Consider the following 14,991-nt stretch of genomic DNA (forward strand, 5'->3'; position numbering starts at 1 on the left):
ACGAACGATCAGCGCAGCTTGAGGGTGGACAGGCCCAGTAGACAAAGCAGCATGGTGATGATCCAGAAGCGGACCACGACCTGCGTCTCTTTCCAGCCAGACTTTTCAAAGTGGTGGTGCAAAGGCGCCATCAGCAAGATGCGGCGGCCTTCGCCGTATTTCTTCTTCGTGTACTTGAAGTAGCTGACTTGCAGCATCACCGACAGCGCTTCGAGCACGAACACGCCGCCCATGAAGGCCAGCACGATTTCCTGGCGCACGATCACGGCGATGGTGCCCAGCGCCCCGCCCAAAGCCAGGGCGCCCACGTCCCCCATGAAGACCTGTGCTGGATAGGCGTTGAACCAGAGGAAGGCCAAGCCCGCCCCCGACAGTGCCGCGCAGAACACCAGCAACTCCCCCGCGCCCGGAATGTGGGGCAGCAAAAGGTATTTGGCGAAGACGGCATTGCCGGTCACGTAGGCAAAAATGCCCAGCGCGGCCGACACCATCACCACAGGCATGATGGCCAGGCCATCCAGGCCATCGGTCAGGTTGACGGCATTGGACGTGCCCACAATCACGATGTAGGTCAACACCATGAAGCCCCACACACCCAGCGGGTAGCTCACGGTCTTGAAGAACGGTACGATCAAGTCAGCCTTGGGAGGCAGGTCATTCGAGAAGCCCGATGCCACCCAGCGGCCAAACAACTCCAGCACGCGCAGGGCGTTCACTTCGGAGACGTTGAAAGCCAGGTAGATGGCTGCGAACAAGCCAATGAGGGACTGCCAGAAGTACTTCTCGCGAGAGGGCATGCCCTCAGGGTCTTTCAGCACGACTTTGCGCCAGTCATCCACCCAGCCAATGGCGCCGAAGCCGGTCGTCACGATCATCACGATCCACACGAAGCGGTTGTTCCAGTCGAACCACAACAGGGTCGACAGACCAATCGACAGCAAGATCAGCGCGCCGCCCATGGTGGGGGTGCCGCGCTTGGCCAAATGCGTCTGCACGCCGTACTCGCGGATGGGCTGACCAATCTTGAGTTCGGTCAGCTTGCGGATGACATACGGCCCCAGCAACAAGCCGATGATCAGGGCCGTCATGGCCGCCATCACCGAGCGGAACGTCAGGTATTGGAAGACCCGCAGGAAGCCCCATTCGGGGTGCAGCCCTTGCAACCAAAGCGCCAGATTAAGCAGCATGGGCACCTCCGGCGAGGACGTTGACAACTTGTTCCATCTTCATGAATCGAGAACCTTTGACCAGTACCGACGCCGCATGAGGCGCATCGGCAGGTGTCGGCAATGCGGCGACGATGTCTGCCGCACTGTTGAAATGACGGGCGGACGCCCCCAGCACCTGTGCGGTGTGCGCGCACAATGCACCAGCAGTCCAGACGTGTTCGATGCCACGCTCGCGGGCATAGGCACCCACTTCCTCATGGAAGGCTGGGCCTTGCGTGCCCACCTCGCCCATGTCACCCAGCACGAGCCAATGGGGCCCAGGCAAGCCAGCCAGCATGTCGATGGCCGCACGCACCGAATCGGGGTTGGCGTTGTAGCTGTCGTCGACCAAGGTGACCGGGCGGCCACCCACCGTGATGCAGCGCAATTGCGAACGACCCTTGACGGGTTCGAATGCCTCCAGCCCGCGAACCACCGTGTGCAAGGGAACCCCGGCGCTCAATGTGGCGGCCGTGGCAGCCAACGCATTGCGCACGTTGTGCTGACCCGCCATGCGCAAGGCCACTTGGGCCAGTCCGTGCTGGGTGGCCATCTCGATCACCCAATGCGGTGATGGCTCCGCGTGCCACTGCGCGCGGCCCGTGACGGCAGCCTCACCTTCGGTGGCGAAATCGACCGTGGCATAGCCCGTCGCTTGCTCGCGCCAGATGGCTGCATGCGCGTCATCGGCCGGGAACACAGCGGTCCCCGAGCGGCTGAGCGAATGCAGGACGGCGCCGTTTTCACGTGCCACCGCTTCAACGGTGTGCATGAATTCCTGATGCTCGCGCTGGGCGTTGTTCACCACCCCCACCGTGGGTGCCGCAATGGCGGCCAGTTGCTCGATCTCGCCGGGATGGTTCATGCCCAACTCGACCACGGCACAACGGTGCACCCCTTCACGCAAGCGCAACAAGGTCAAGGGCACGCCGATGTCGTTGTTGAAGTTGCCCACGGTGGCCAGCGCCGCATCGGGATGACCTTGCTCGGCCATCCAAGTGCGCAGGATCGAGGCGATCATCTGCGTCACGGTGGTCTTGCCATTGCTGCCGGTGACGCCGATCAAAGGCATGTCAAAGCGAGCACGCCAAGAGGCGGCCAGGTGGCCCAAGGCGGCACGGGTGTCCACCACCGTCAAACCAGGCAGACCACTGGCGGCCACACCACGCTGTGCGATCACGGCCGACGCGCCAGACTGGGCAACGTGCGGCAGGAAATCGTGCGCGTCAAAGCGCTCGCCGCGCAACGCCAGAAACAGATCGCCTGCCTGCAAGGTGCGGGTATCGGTGTGCACCCGGCCAATCGGCGTGGCGGGATCCCCATGCAACACCGAGCCAGGCAGCAGTGAATGGGCCTGGCCCAAGGTCATCATCATGTCGCTCATGCGGCACCTCGCTTGGCCAGCGCAGCCGCAGCCTCATCTGGATCACTGAATGGCAACTTGGTGCCTGCAATGTCTTGCGTGGACTCATGCCCCTTGCCGGCAACCAGCACCACGTCTTCCGGCAGTGCCTGGGTGAGCGCATGTGCAATGGCTTCACGCCGGTCTTCCAGCACATCCACACCATCCTGGCGCGCAATACCCGCCAGGATTTGCGACAAGATGAGCGCAGGCGATTCGCTGCGCGGGTTGTCGCTGGTCAACACGACACGGTCAGCGTGCTGCTCGGCCACGGCGCCCATCAGAGGACGCTTGATCGGATCACGATCGCCGCCACAGCCAAACACGCACCACAGCTTGCCGCCGCGCGCCGTGGCCACCGGACGCAAGGCCTGCAAGGCCTGACTCAAGGCATCGGGCGTGTGGGCGTAGTCCACGGCGACCAGGGGCTGAACAGCGGTCGCAGGCACCAGTTGCATGCGACCTGGCACAGCCACCAGACGACTGCAGGCCTTCGCGGCCGTGTGCAAGGCAAACCCTTTGGCACGCAAGGCGCCCAGCACCGCCAGCAGGTTGGCCACATTGAACGCCCCGATGACCGGTGCTTGCACCACCGCCTGATCCGACACCGCGTCGAGCGAGGCGTGCCGCTCCAGAACCGTGAAGCTCAGGCCATTGGGCTGATACGTCACATCGATGGCCTGCAGGCGAACCGGCCCATTCAGGCCATACGTCCACACATCCAACCCGCGCGCACGGGCATGCTCAGCCAGCCGATAGCCCATCGCATCGTCCTGATTGATCACGGCCGCCTTGAGTCCGGGCCAGTCGAACAGGGCGCGCTTGGCCAACCAATAGGCTTCCATGCTGCCGTGGTAGTCCAGGTGGTCCTGTGTGAAATTGGTGAACTGCGCCACGTCAATGTGTGTGGCGTGCAAGCGCAACTCTTCCAGCCCGATGGACGAAGCCTCGATGGCGGCCGCGCTCAAGCCTTGCTGAACAAAGTGACGGAACGTGGCGTGCAAGGTCACGGGATCCGGTGTCGTCAAGCCCGTTGGGACGAAACTGCCAGCCCCCACTTGCCCCACACCCAGGGTCCCGATCACACCACACGGCTGACCCAGCGCCGTCAGGGCCTGCGAGGTCCACCACGATGTCGAGGTCTTGCCGTTGGTGCCCGTCACGGCCACCACGCTCAGTTCCGCGCTGGGCTCACCATAGAAGCCATGCGCGATCTCGGCCACACGCGCTTTCAAGTTCGGCACAGCCACGATGCGTGGATCGGCAAACGCAAACGACGCCACGCCCTCAGCTTCGACCAGGCAGGCGCGCGCGCCCTCTTGCAGAGCCTGCGCCACGAAGGCCCGGCCATCACGTGCCGCGCCCGGCCAGGCGATGAAGCACACACCTTGCGACGACAAGGTCGTCACCTGACGGCTATCCACCGTCAATTGCGACACCGCATGCTGGCGCAACCACGCCAGCACTTGGGCAACGTCCGACATCTGCATCAACGTGGCATTTGTCATCAGAAACTCTCCACTTCGGCCGGCGCGGTGGTGCTGATCTGCGAGCGGACTTCGATGTCGGGCAACACACCCAAACGGTTCAAGGTCTGCTGGACCACCTGACTGAAGACCGGTGCCGCCACCTCACCGCCGAAGTACACCCCATTGCTGGGCTCGTCCACCATCACGGCCACCACGATGCGCGGCTTGCTGATCGGCGCGATGCCCACGAACCAGGCGCGGTACTTGTTGCCCGCGTAACCCTTGCCCTCTTGCTTGTGCGCCGTACCGGTCTTGCCGCCCACGCTGTAGCCCATGGTTTGAGCCTTTGGCGCGGTGCCGCCCGGGCCGGTCACCATGTTCAACATGTGCCGCACGGCGCGCGCGGTAACGGGCGAGATCACAGGCGTGCCACGAACGGGCACAGGCTCGGCATTCTGGGGAGCCTCTGGACGTGACGAAGCCGCCTCCGGGCGGAAGGCGGCCTTGAAAGCCAGAACGGGGCGAGGTTGGTCAGCGCCGGCGGTTTGCCGCGCCACCTCCCCTGCATCCCGTTTGATCAGTGTGATGGGAATCAATTCGCCATCGCTGGCAAACACGGTGTAAGCCTGCGCCAGCTGAAAGAGGCTGGCCGACAAACCATAGCCGTAGCTCATGGTGACTTGCTCGATGCGACGCCACGACTTGTAGGGGCGCAGACGTCCGGTCACCGCCCCCGGGAAACCGAGTTGCGGTTTGCGCCCCAACCCAACGGCCGTGAAGATCTCCCACATTTCGCGGGGCTGCATCTGCAGCGCCATCTTGGCCGTGCCGACGTTGCTGGACTTCTGGATCACTTCCTCGACGGTCAGGTCACCGTGCGGGTGCGAATCGGAAATGGTGGACCCGTCAATGGTCAGGCGACCCGGCGCGGTCGAAATCACCGTGTCCGGGCGCACACGATGCGTCTCCAATGCCAGCGCCGCGATCAGCGGCTTCATGGTGGAGCCAGGCTCAAATGTGTCGGTCAAGGCACGGTTGCGCAACTGCGCACCCGTCAGGTTGCTGCGGTTGTCGGGGGTGTAGCTGGGCACATTGGCCAGCGCCAGCACTTCGCCGGTCACGGCATCCAGCACCACGACGCTCCCCGCCTTGGCTTTGTGCTGCTCGACCGCATCGCGGATGCGTTGATAGGCGTAGAACTGAATCTTGGCGTCGATCGACAAACGGATGGCATCGCCATCTTCGGCGGGCACCACATCGCCCACGGCCTCGACCGCGCGACCCAGGCGGTCCTTGATCACATGGCGCGAACCATTGCGCCCGGCCAGTTGCTTCTCGTAAGCGAGCTCAATGCCTTCCTGACCCTGGTCTTCGATGTTCGTGAAGCCCACGATGTGGGCAGCCGATTCCCCTTCAGGGTATTGCCGCTTCCACTCGCGCAACTCATACACACCCTTGATCTTCAGGGCGGCCACCGATTGCGCCACGCTGTCGTCCACCTTGCGACGCAGCCACACGAAGTTGGGGTTGGACGCCAGGCGCTTTTCCAGATCCGCACGGGGCATGCCCAACAGACGCGCCAAAGACTGCACTTCAGCCGTCGAGGCCTGCATGTCCTTGGGGATGGCCCACAGGGATGGCGAAGGCACGCTGGAGGCCAGCAACTCACCATTGCGATCCAGGATGCGCCCACGATTGGCTTGCAGCTCAATGCGACGCTCATAGCGGTTGGCACCTTGCTGCAGGTAGAAATCGTTGTCGATGATCTGCACCCACGCGGCACGACCGATCAACACCACAAAACCCAGGCCAATGCAGCCAATCAGAAACTTCACGCGCCACGGCGGCGTGCGCGACGCCAAAAGCGGGCTGGTGGCATAGCGCACCGTGGGCACCGCCGAAGCTTTTTGCTTCCGCGGTTGCCCTCGCAAACGGCGCATGAACTCACCCAGGCGACTCATGGCTGCCCTCCCTGCGACGCGGGCAGTGCCGCGCCCGATGCCGCCACCACATAGTGCGTCACCGAAGGGTTGTGGCTGAACATGTGCAGCTTCTCGCGCGCAAGCTTTTCAACGCGCAGGGACGTGGCCTGCGCGCGCTTCTCGACTTGCAGGCGCTCGTAGTCGATCTGCAGCTCATGCGCGTGCGACTGAGCCTTGTCGAGCTCCACAAAAAGCGAGCGGGCCTCATAACTGCTGCGAATCAGCCAGAAGCAGCTCAACAACACCACCGCAGCAAGGATCAAGTTCAAGCGCCCCATCACCGACGCCCTCCCTTGCCGGAGCGACCGCCCTTGGTGCGCGAGGACGCCACGTCGGACTGCGCCAATTCAGGCGACCACGGCACATCCGTGCGCTCCGCAATGCGCAACACGGCCGAGCGCGAGCGCGGATTGCCCGCCACTTCGGCTTCAGACGGCTTGACACGCGCGATCGAGCGCAACAGCAGAGGCTTGGGCTGGGCAAATGGCACGCGACGATCAACCTCGTCACGGCTGTGTTTGGCGATGAAGGTTTTGACGATGCGATCTTCCAGCGAGTGGAAGCTGATCACGGCCAGACGCCCGCCGGGCGCCAGCATCTTCAGTGCAGCATCCAGCGCGTCCTCAAGTTCACCGAGTTCACGATTGACGTGAATCCGAAGAGCCTGGAAGGTACGGGTAGCGGGGTCTTGCCCGATTTCACGGGTTTTGACCGAACGAGCCACGAGCGCTGAGAGCTCCCCGGTGGTGCGCACAGGCTGGCCCTCATCGCGGCGAGCGACAAGCGCCTTTGCAATGGGCCAAGCAAACCGTTCTTCTCCATAAGTGCGAATGACCTCTGTGATTTCGTCCACGGACGCGCGCGCCAGAAAATCTGCCGCACTTTCACCTTGCGTGGTGTCCATGCGCATGTCGAGTGGCGCATCAAAACGGAAACTGAAGCCCCGCGCAGGGTTGTCGATCTGGGGAGACGACACGCCGATGTCCATCAGCAAGCCATCCACCGCACCCAAGCCCTGCTGAGCCACCACGTCACCCCATGACGAAAACGGGGCATGCACGATGGTGAAGCGAGGATCCTGAATGGCCGACTCACCCGTGGTGGCGTGCGCAATGGCCTCTGGGTCGCGATCCAGCGCCAGCAAGCGGGCCTGCGGCCCCAACTGAGACAAGATCAGCCGCGAATGACCACCGCGCCAAAAGGTCGCATACACATACACCACAGCAGGGCGCGGACCGGTGGCGGCATCCCACAAACCATCGACTGCCTCGTGCAGCAGAACGGTTTGATGCTGCCAAGGGGTTGGAGCCTGTTGCATCGCGTTAGAAAGTGAAGTCTTGCAATGCATCAGGCATGGGTTGCGCCATGACCTCCGCCTCGTGCGCGGCGTAACGCTGCGCATCCCACAACTCGAAGTGCGTCCCCATGCCCAGCAGCATCACCTCTTTGGAGAGGCCTGCCGCGGCACGCAACTCGGGCGCCACCAGCACACGGGCCGCGCTGTCGATCTCGACATCCTGCGCATTCCCCAAAAAGATGCGCTTCCAACCTGCGGCCGACATGGGCAAGGCCATGACCTTGTCGCGGAAGGACTCCCAAGCTGGACGAGGAAAGACCATCAGGCAGCCCGCTGGGTTCTTGGTGATGGTGATTTGCCCCCCGCACAGAGCCTGCAACGCGTCGCGATGACGCGCAGGGACGGCCATACGCCCCTTTGCGTCCAGCGACAGCGCTGATGAACCCTGAAAGACGAGAGTCACACAAAACCCCACGAATCTGCACTAAATCCCACTTTACCCGATGAACGACACCCAAACAAGGCAAAAGTAAAAAAAAGTTCAATGAAATCAATGACTTAGCCGCCATTTGGTGGCAAAAATCTCAAAAAAAAGTCCTTACAAATCAACGACATGCAAGGAGGTCCGAAAGTGAAAAATGAGGAACCACCCCCATCTGAATGGGGTAATTCCCAAGCACGCGAACCTTCCACCGCATCGCGCAGCACACCACTGTGTGTGAGGTGGATCAATCTCAATCGAAAGTCATTGCGAATAGTTCGCATTCGGACTTAAAATCGTGCGCATGAAAACGCAACGCCACCACCCAGACGGTCAACCCGCCACCACGCTGGATCAGTTACCGGTGCGCACGCACGCCACGATCCGAGAGGTTCGCGGCAGCCATCACGACGGTGGCGCGCTGAAGCGCCGCCTGATGGAGTTGGGCTTCGTGCCCGGCGAGCGCGTGCAAGTGTTGCGACGCGTTTTCCACGGTCATGGCCCCCTGGCTGTGCGCGTAGGGACCAGCACCTTTGCCATGCGCAAGCTGGAATCGTCTTTGATTGAGGTTGTGCCCGCCTGATCGGGATCACACCACTGTCTTTTCTGTCTTGTCGTCTGCAGGAGTGCGTTCATGGCGGCCACGACACCTCATGTGTCCACTACCCCGCTGATCGCACTGGTCGGCAACCCCAACTGCGGCAAGACCGCCCTGTTCAACCGTCTGACGGGCTCCAAGCAAAAGGTGGGGAATTACGCCGGCGTCACGGTGGAGCGCAAGGAAGGCCAGTTTGTGTCACCTGCCGGCCAGTCCTGGCGAGTGCTGGACTTGCCGGGTGCTTACAGCCTGCTGGCTGCCACCCCCGACGAAGCCATCACCCGAGATGTGATCGCCGGGGTGCGCGCCGGTGAAGCGCCGCCTGTCGGCCTGGTGTGCGTGGTGGACGCCACCAACCTGCGCCTGAACCTGCGCATGGTGCTGGAGTTGCAGACGCTGAACGTGCCCATGGTGCTGGTCATCAACATGATGGACCAGGCCACCAAACGCGGCATCCACATCGATGTGCCCCGCCTACAAACTGAATTGGGCATTCCCGTGGTGGAAGCCGTGGCCGTGCGCGCGGGCGGTGAGCAAGCCCTGCTGACCCAACTGGATCAACTGGACTGGCCCAAGCTGCCCGCCCCCGAAGGCGCGCGGCCCATGGAGCGCATTGCGCAAACCCCTGTGGAAGACACGCACCGCCGCGTGGGCGAGTTGCTGGCCGCCTGCGTGGTCATGCCGTCTCATGCGCCGAGCCTGACAGCCCGCCTGGACCGCTACGCCTTGCACCCGGTCATGGGGCCGTTGATCCTGGCAACACTGATGTTCCTGGTCTTCCAAGCCGTGTTCAGTTGGGCTTCGACCCCCATGGACCAGATCGACGAAGGCATGGGCGCGCTGGGGGATCTGGTCAAGACCCACATGGCCGACGGCCCGCTGCGCGGCCTGCTGGTCGAGGGGGTGATTGGCGGGGCCGGCAGCGTGCTGGTCTTCCTGCCACAGATCCTGATCCTGTTTGGCTTCATCCTCGCACTGGAAGACTCGGGCTACCTGCCCCGTGCCGCCTTCCTGCTGGATCGAGTGATGGGCAGCGTCGGCCTGTCGGGCCGCGCCTTCATCCCACTGCTGTCGAGCTTTGCCTGCGCCATTCCCGGCATCATGGCCACGCGCACCATCTCGCAACCGCGCGACCGCCTGGTCACCATCCTGATTGCACCGCTGATGACGTGCTCGGCCCGCCTGCCGGTGTACGCCCTGTTGATCGCGGCCTTCATCCCGGATCGCACCGTGGCGGGCATCTTCAACCTGCAAGGTCTGGTGCTGTTTGCGCTGTACATGAGCGGCATCGTCTCGGCCATGATCGTGGCGCTGGTGCTCAAGCGTGTGATGAAGCAAGGTGGCGCCCAGCCGCTGCTGATGGAATTGCCCGACTACCACTGGCCTCACCTGCGCAACCTGGTGCTGGGCTTGTGGGAGCGTGCCAAGGTGTTCGTGACCCGCACCGGGACCACCATCCTGTCGCTGATGGTGGTGCTGTGGGTGCTGTCGAACTTCCCCGGCGCCCCCGACAACGCCACGCAACCGGCCATCTATTACAGTTTTGCCGGCATGCTGGGGCGCGCGCTGGAAGTGATCTTCGCGCCCATTGGCTTCACCTGGCAGATCTGCATTGCGCTGGTGCCGGGCATGGCGGCGCGCGAAGTGGCCGTGGCCGCATTGGGCACGGTGTACTCGATGTCGCAGACCGGTGACGAATTGAGCACGGCCCTGCAAGCCGTGGTGAGCCAGGCCTGGACGCTGCCCACCGCCCTGTCCCTGATGACCTGGTATGTGTACGCACCACAGTGCCTGCCCACACTGATCGTGGTCAAGCGCGAAACCAATGGCTGGCGCACGCCGCTCATCATGGTGAGCTACCTGTTCACGCTGGCCTACCTGGCTTCGTGGGCGGTGTTCCACCTGTCGACCTACCTGCTTCGCTGAGGAGGCCCCATGCGCATCGATGCCCAAACCGTTCTCACAGCGCTGCTGGTGATGGGTGCGCTGGTTTTTCTGGTGCGCAAATGGTGGCCGATGTTGCGCTCGCTCGTGGCGGGTCAGCCGGCGGCCGGCTGTGGCGCCTCGCCGGCGCAGGCCAGCTCGTGCGGCAGTGGCTGCGGCGGCTGCGGCAGTGCGGCGGCCGGGCGCAAAGACCACCGTGTGAACGTGGTGCGCCGTCCGCGCTGAGTTGCGGGCACCGCCCACTTGCGTATAAACTGCGCCTCGCTCCGGGGTGTGCCGTGCAAGCTTGCTTGCTCAGGCGCTGAGATGGACTGAGGTCCGAACCCGTTGAACTTGATCCGGTTCATACCGGCGAAAGAAGAGCCGTCCTGCTGGAAGTCCGTTCGTGACGCGCTGGCGGGTACAGCCCTTCAAGCGTGCTGTGCCCATGCCGCTTGCAGGCCCCCTGTCCCCGCCATCGTTTCGGTCGCGCGCCACCTTCCGTGGGCACTCCTCGGAGCACGTGTCTTTGTCACACCTGCTGCCAGGAGAGTCGCCCATGAACGCCCCCGATCCCATCGTCGCCCCTCACACGCTCGATGAACTCACCCGCCTGACCCGCGAGCCCTTGCCGGCTTCTCGCAAGGTCTACGTCTCGGGCTCGCATGAGGGCGTGCGCGTCCCGATGCGGGAGGTGTCACTGACCAATGGCGAGCGCGTCACACTGTACGACTGCTCGGGCCCGTACACCGATCCCGCTGTTCAGATTGACGTGACCCGGGGCTTGCCCGCCGTGCGCGAAGCCGCCGTGCTGGCTCGCCGCGACACCGAAGCGTATGACGGTCGTGCGGTGCAAGCCGTGGACGATGGCCTGAAGGCCGGTGAGCGACACGATGCGCACATGAGCGCGTTGCGCCAGGCGGCCGCAGGTCTGCAGCGTGCACCCCGTCGCGCGCAGACCGGTCACAACGTGACCCAGATGCATTACGCGCGGCGCGGCATCATCACCCCCGAAATGGAGTTCGTGGCCCTGCGCGAAAACCAGCGCCGACTGGACCAGGCGGAAGACTGGCGCTGCCGCTACGACCAGAACACCGAGCGCGAGGACCGCCTGCGCGGCAACCCGATGGGCGCACGCATCCCGCGCGAGATCACGCCCGAATTCGTGCGCGAGGAAGTGGCCCGTGGCCGCGCCGTGATCCCCGCCAACATCAACCACACGGAACTGGAGCCCATGATCATCGGGCGCAACTTCCTGGTGAAGATCAACGCCAACATCGGCAACTCGGCGGTCACATCCTCGATCGAGGAAGAGGTCGAAAAGCTGGTGTGGTCGATCCGCTGGGGGGCCGATACCGTGATGGACCTGTCGACCGGCAAGCACATCCACACCACGCGTGACTGGATTGTGCGCAACAGCCCTGTGCCGATTGGCACCGTACCCATCTACCAAGCGCTGGAAAAAGTGGGCGGCGTGGCCGAAGACCTCACCTGGGCCATCTTCCGCGACACGCTGATCGAACAAGCCGAACAAGGGGTGGACTACTTCACCATCCACGCCGGCGTGCGCCTGCCCTTCATCCCGATGACGGCCCAGCGGCGCACCGGCATCGTCTCGCGCGGGGGCTCCATCCTGGCCAAGTGGTGCATGGCTCACCACCAGGAAAACTTCCTGTTCACGCACTTCGAAGAAATCTGCGAGATCATGAAGGCGTATGACGTGACCTTCTCGCTGGGGGACGGTTTGCGCCCAGGCTCACTCAGTGATGCCAACGATGAAGCGCAGTTCGCCGAACTGAAGACACTGGGTGAGCTGACTCAGATTGCCTGGCAGCACGATGTGCAAACCATCATCGAAGGTCCGGGCCACGTGCCCATGCACCTGATCCAGGCCAACATGACCGAGCAACTCCAGCACTGTCATGAGGCGCCGTTTTACACCCTGGGCCCGCTGACCATTGACGTGGCGCCCGGCTACGACCACATCGCCTCGGCCATTGGGGCGGCCATGATCGGCTGGATGGGCACGGCCATGCTTTGCTACGTGACCCCCAAGGAGCACCTGGGCTTGCCCAACCGCGAAGACGTCAAACAAGGCCTGATCGCTTACAAGATTGCCGCGCATGCGGCGGACATTGCCAAGGGTCACCCGGGCGCTCGGGCGCGCGACGATGCGCTGTCGCAAGCCCGATTTGAATTCCGCTGGCAAGACCAGTTCAACCTCGGCCTGGACCCGGACACAGCCAGGGACTTCCACGACGAGACCCTGCCCAAGGATGCCGCCAAGGTGGCGCATTTCTGCTCGATGTGCGGCCCCAAGTTCTGCTCGATGAAGATCACGCAGGAAGTACGGGACTTCGCTGCGGCACAAGGGATGGCGGAGGGCGATGCGCTGACACATGGCTTGGCACACAAGTCCGCAGAGTTCAAGCAGGTAGGAGGCGAGTTGTACATCCCGATCCAGCCCGCTCACCCCGCCACCGAGGTGTGACATGGCGAAGCCCTTGCGCATTGGCGTGGCGGGTGCTGGCTTGCTGGGACGCCTGCTGACCTGGCAACTGTCCCGCCAGGGGCATCAGGTCAGCGTGTTCGACCCGGCGACCACCCCCTCACCCAGCTTTGATGGCCAGGGGGCTGCTGGCTTCACCGCTGCGGGCATGCTCAGCCCTCTGGCTGAGCTGGACGCCTCAGACCCCGATGTGGCCGAGCTGGGCTGGGCCGCCATTGAACGCTGGCAACAGATCGTGAGCACACTGTCGACACCACACGAAGCGCCCTTGCACTTCGCGCGTGCCGGTAGCTTGTTGGTGGCCCACGGCAGCGATGGGGGCGCAGCTCGCCGAGTGCTGGATCGCATCGAGTCGGGTGCTCGCCCCTGGCCACATCAGCCTCAGCGACTGGATGCCCCATCCCTGCACGAACTGGAACCCAGTCTGCACGGCAGCAGTGGCCCCCTGCACGCCTGGCTACTGCCCGGCGAAGGCGCGATCTGTACGGTAGGGACACTCAAGCGATTGCAGTCCAGTGCGACCTCCGCCCACTGGCATTGGGGTCACCGGGTCACAGCGGTCCGCCCCGGTGAGCTGTGCGTGCAGCGCCCCGGGGAGAACGTGTCAGAGACCCTGCGGTTCGATTGGGTCGTGGATGTGCGGGGCGCAGGTGCGCGTCCCGACCTGCCCGTTCGGGGCGTCCGAGGCGAAGTCATCTGGTTGCATGCGCCGGGGATGGTGCTGCATCGCCCTGTCCGCCTGCTGCACCCTCGCTACCGTGTGTACCTGGTGCCACGACCGGGCGATCTGGTCATCGTGGGCGCCAGTGAAATCGAGAGTGAAGACCGCTCACCGCCGTCACTGCGCAGCACGGTTGAATTGCTGGCGGCCGCACACAGCATCGCGCCCGCACTGGCCGAGGCTCGCATCCTGAAGCTGGACAGCAACCTTCGACCAGCATTGCCCGACAACCGCCCGCTGGTGCACGTCGAAAGCGGCCTGACACGCATCAACGGACTTTATCGGCACGGCTGGCTCCTCGCGCCGGCCCTGGTCGACCAAGCCCTCGCCCACATGGAGGCACTGATCGCATGACCCCGAACATCACCATCCACACCGACCTGGGCCCGATGTCACTGCCAGATCAGACCTCTCTGCAGGATGCGCTGCATCATATTTTGAGCCTCAAGCCATTGACACCAGATCAAGTCGCCACGGCCGTGAACGGCACCTTCGTCCCCCGACACGCACGCGCCCAACACATCCTTCAAGACGGCGATGCCGTGCTGTGCTTCACACCCATCACCGGCGGTTGATGACATGACTCACCCCACAGACACCCCCATCGACACCTGGCACATTGGTGACACCTTCTTGCGCAGCCGATTCCTGCTGGGCACGGCTGGCTACCCATCCCCCGAGAGCTTGCGGCAGGCCATTCAGGCCTCTGGCAGCGAAGTGCTCACACTCGGCCTCAAGCGCACGCTGGGCGTGCCGGGCGCGGGAGACAACGGTTTCGTGCAAATCATTCGCGATGCGGCGCGGGATCACAGCGCGCACCTGCTCCCCAATACCGCAGGCTGCCGCAGCGCTCACGAGGCCGTGACCCTGGCGCACATGGCAAGAGAGTTGCTCAACACGAATTGGATCAAGCTGGAGGTCGTGGGCGACGAGCAGACCCTGCAGCCGGATCCGTTCGAGCTGGTGCAGGCGGCCACACAGTTGGTGCGTTCAGGCTTTGAAGTGCTGCCTTATTGCACCGACGATCTGGTCACCGCCCGCAGGCTGCTGGATGCCGGCTGCAAGGTCCTGATGCCATGGGGGGCCCCCATCGGGTCCGGCATGGGCTTGATGAACCCCTGGGCGCTGCGCACCCTGCGTGCGCGCCTGCCGGGCGTGACCCTCATCGTGGACGCTGGATTGGGGGCTCCCTCTCACGCGGCGGCGGCCATGGAATTGGGCATGGACGCGGTTCTGCTGAACTCGGCCGTCTCGCAGTCTGGCGCCCCGGTCCGCATGGCTCGCGCCTTCAAACAGGCCATTGAAGGCGGGCGAGAGGGACATTTGGCCGGGTTGATGGCCAGCAGCGACGTCGCCGTGGCCACCACGCCGGTCAGCGGCCAGCCTTTTTTGCTGGATTGA

14 protein-coding genes and 1 riboswitch are annotated in these 14,991 nt (G+C 63.7%); of the genes, 7 read left to right on the plus strand and 7 right to left on the minus strand.

Annotated elements, in window-relative coordinates:
• Window positions 1–8 precede the first annotated feature (8 nt).
• The 7 genes from mraY to mraZ are packed head-to-tail and all read right to left on the minus strand — an operon-like array spanning window position 9 to window position 7,821.
• Window positions 9–1,187, minus strand: coding sequence for a phospho-N-acetylmuramoyl-pentapeptide-transferase (mraY, locus tag ACMV18_RS07665; protein ID WP_374257516.1), 1,179 nt, complete (start codon window positions 1,185–1,187; stop codon window positions 9–11).
• Window positions 1,177–2,592, minus strand: a complete 1,416-nt coding sequence (locus ACMV18_RS07670; RefSeq protein WP_420817345.1) for a UDP-N-acetylmuramoyl-tripeptide--D-alanyl-D-alanine ligase — start codon at window positions 2,590–2,592, stop codon at window positions 1,177–1,179. The genes mraY and ACMV18_RS07670 overlap by 11 nt, the downstream gene beginning before the upstream one ends.
• Window positions 2,589–4,118, minus strand: a complete 1,530-nt coding sequence (locus tag ACMV18_RS07675) for a UDP-N-acetylmuramoyl-L-alanyl-D-glutamate--2,6-diaminopimelate ligase (protein ID WP_420817346.1) — start codon at window positions 4,116–4,118, stop codon at window positions 2,589–2,591. The genes ACMV18_RS07670 and ACMV18_RS07675 overlap by 4 nt, the downstream gene beginning before the upstream one ends.
• The gene (locus ACMV18_RS07680) at window positions 4,118–6,019 is read right to left on the minus strand and encodes a peptidoglycan D,D-transpeptidase FtsI family protein (RefSeq protein WP_374257554.1); all 1,902 of its coding nucleotides are present in this window, start codon (window positions 6,017–6,019) and stop codon (window positions 4,118–4,120) included. The genes ACMV18_RS07675 and ACMV18_RS07680 overlap by 1 nt, the downstream gene beginning before the upstream one ends.
• Before the next feature lie 17 nt (window positions 6,020–6,036).
• Entirely contained in the window at window positions 6,037–6,339 is a 303-nt protein-coding gene (gene ftsL, locus ACMV18_RS07685) for a cell division protein FtsL (RefSeq protein ID WP_420817347.1), read from the minus strand.
• Window positions 6,339–7,379, minus strand: a complete 1,041-nt coding sequence (rsmH, locus tag ACMV18_RS07690) for a 16S rRNA (cytosine(1402)-N(4))-methyltransferase RsmH (protein ID WP_420817348.1) — start codon at window positions 7,377–7,379, stop codon at window positions 6,339–6,341. Before rsmH ends, ftsL begins: the two co-directional genes overlap by 1 nt.
• A gap of 4 nt (window positions 7,380–7,383) precedes the next feature.
• The gene (gene mraZ / locus ACMV18_RS07695; protein ID WP_374257524.1) at window positions 7,384–7,821 is read right to left on the minus strand and encodes a division/cell wall cluster transcriptional repressor MraZ; all 438 of its coding nucleotides are present in this window, start codon (window positions 7,819–7,821) and stop codon (window positions 7,384–7,386) included.
• A gap of 322 nt (window positions 7,822–8,143) precedes the next feature.
• On the opposite strand from mraZ, the gene ACMV18_RS07700 reads away from it, so the two are divergent.
• The 7 genes from ACMV18_RS07700 to ACMV18_RS07730 all read left to right on the plus strand — a co-directional run bounded on the left by ACMV18_RS07700 (window position 8,144) and on the right by ACMV18_RS07730 (window position 14,991).
• Complete coding sequence (locus ACMV18_RS07700) at window positions 8,144–8,422, plus strand: FeoA family protein (RefSeq protein WP_374257526.1); 279 nt, start codon at window positions 8,144–8,146, stop codon at window positions 8,420–8,422.
• A gap of 51 nt (window positions 8,423–8,473) precedes the next feature.
• Window positions 8,474–10,363 (plus strand): ferrous iron transporter B, encoded by a 1,890-nt coding sequence (feoB, locus tag ACMV18_RS07705; RefSeq protein ID WP_420817349.1) that lies wholly within the window; start codon window positions 8,474–8,476, stop codon window positions 10,361–10,363.
• 9 nt (window positions 10,364–10,372) lie between these two features.
• On the plus strand, window positions 10,373–10,606 hold the full coding sequence (locus ACMV18_RS07710; RefSeq protein ID WP_420817350.1) for a hypothetical protein: 234 nt from the start codon (window positions 10,373–10,375) through the stop codon (window positions 10,604–10,606).
• Between the two features lie 32 nt (window positions 10,607–10,638).
• A riboswitch (TPP riboswitch) is annotated at window positions 10,639–10,758 on the plus strand.
• Between the two features lie 161 nt (window positions 10,759–10,919).
• A complete protein-coding gene (thiC, locus tag ACMV18_RS07715; RefSeq protein WP_420817351.1) occupies window positions 10,920–12,851 on the plus strand; it encodes a phosphomethylpyrimidine synthase ThiC in 1,932 nt (643 codons plus the stop codon).
• A 1-nt stretch (window position 12,852) separates the two neighbouring features.
• The gene (locus ACMV18_RS07720; RefSeq protein WP_420817352.1) at window positions 12,853–13,944 is read left to right on the plus strand and encodes an FAD-dependent oxidoreductase; all 1,092 of its coding nucleotides are present in this window, start codon (window positions 12,853–12,855) and stop codon (window positions 13,942–13,944) included.
• Window positions 13,941–14,165, plus strand: a complete 225-nt coding sequence (thiS, locus tag ACMV18_RS07725; protein WP_420817353.1) for a sulfur carrier protein ThiS — start codon at window positions 13,941–13,943, stop codon at window positions 14,163–14,165. The genes ACMV18_RS07720 and thiS overlap by 4 nt, the downstream gene beginning before the upstream one ends.
• A 4-nt stretch (window positions 14,166–14,169) precedes the next feature.
• Window positions 14,170–14,991, plus strand: coding sequence for a thiazole synthase (locus tag ACMV18_RS07730; protein ID WP_420817354.1), 822 nt, complete (start codon window positions 14,170–14,172; stop codon window positions 14,989–14,991).

The organism is Aquabacterium sp., from assembly GCF_048860245.1.
Taxonomy (GTDB): Bacteria; Pseudomonadota; Gammaproteobacteria; order Burkholderiales; family Burkholderiaceae_C; genus Aquabacterium.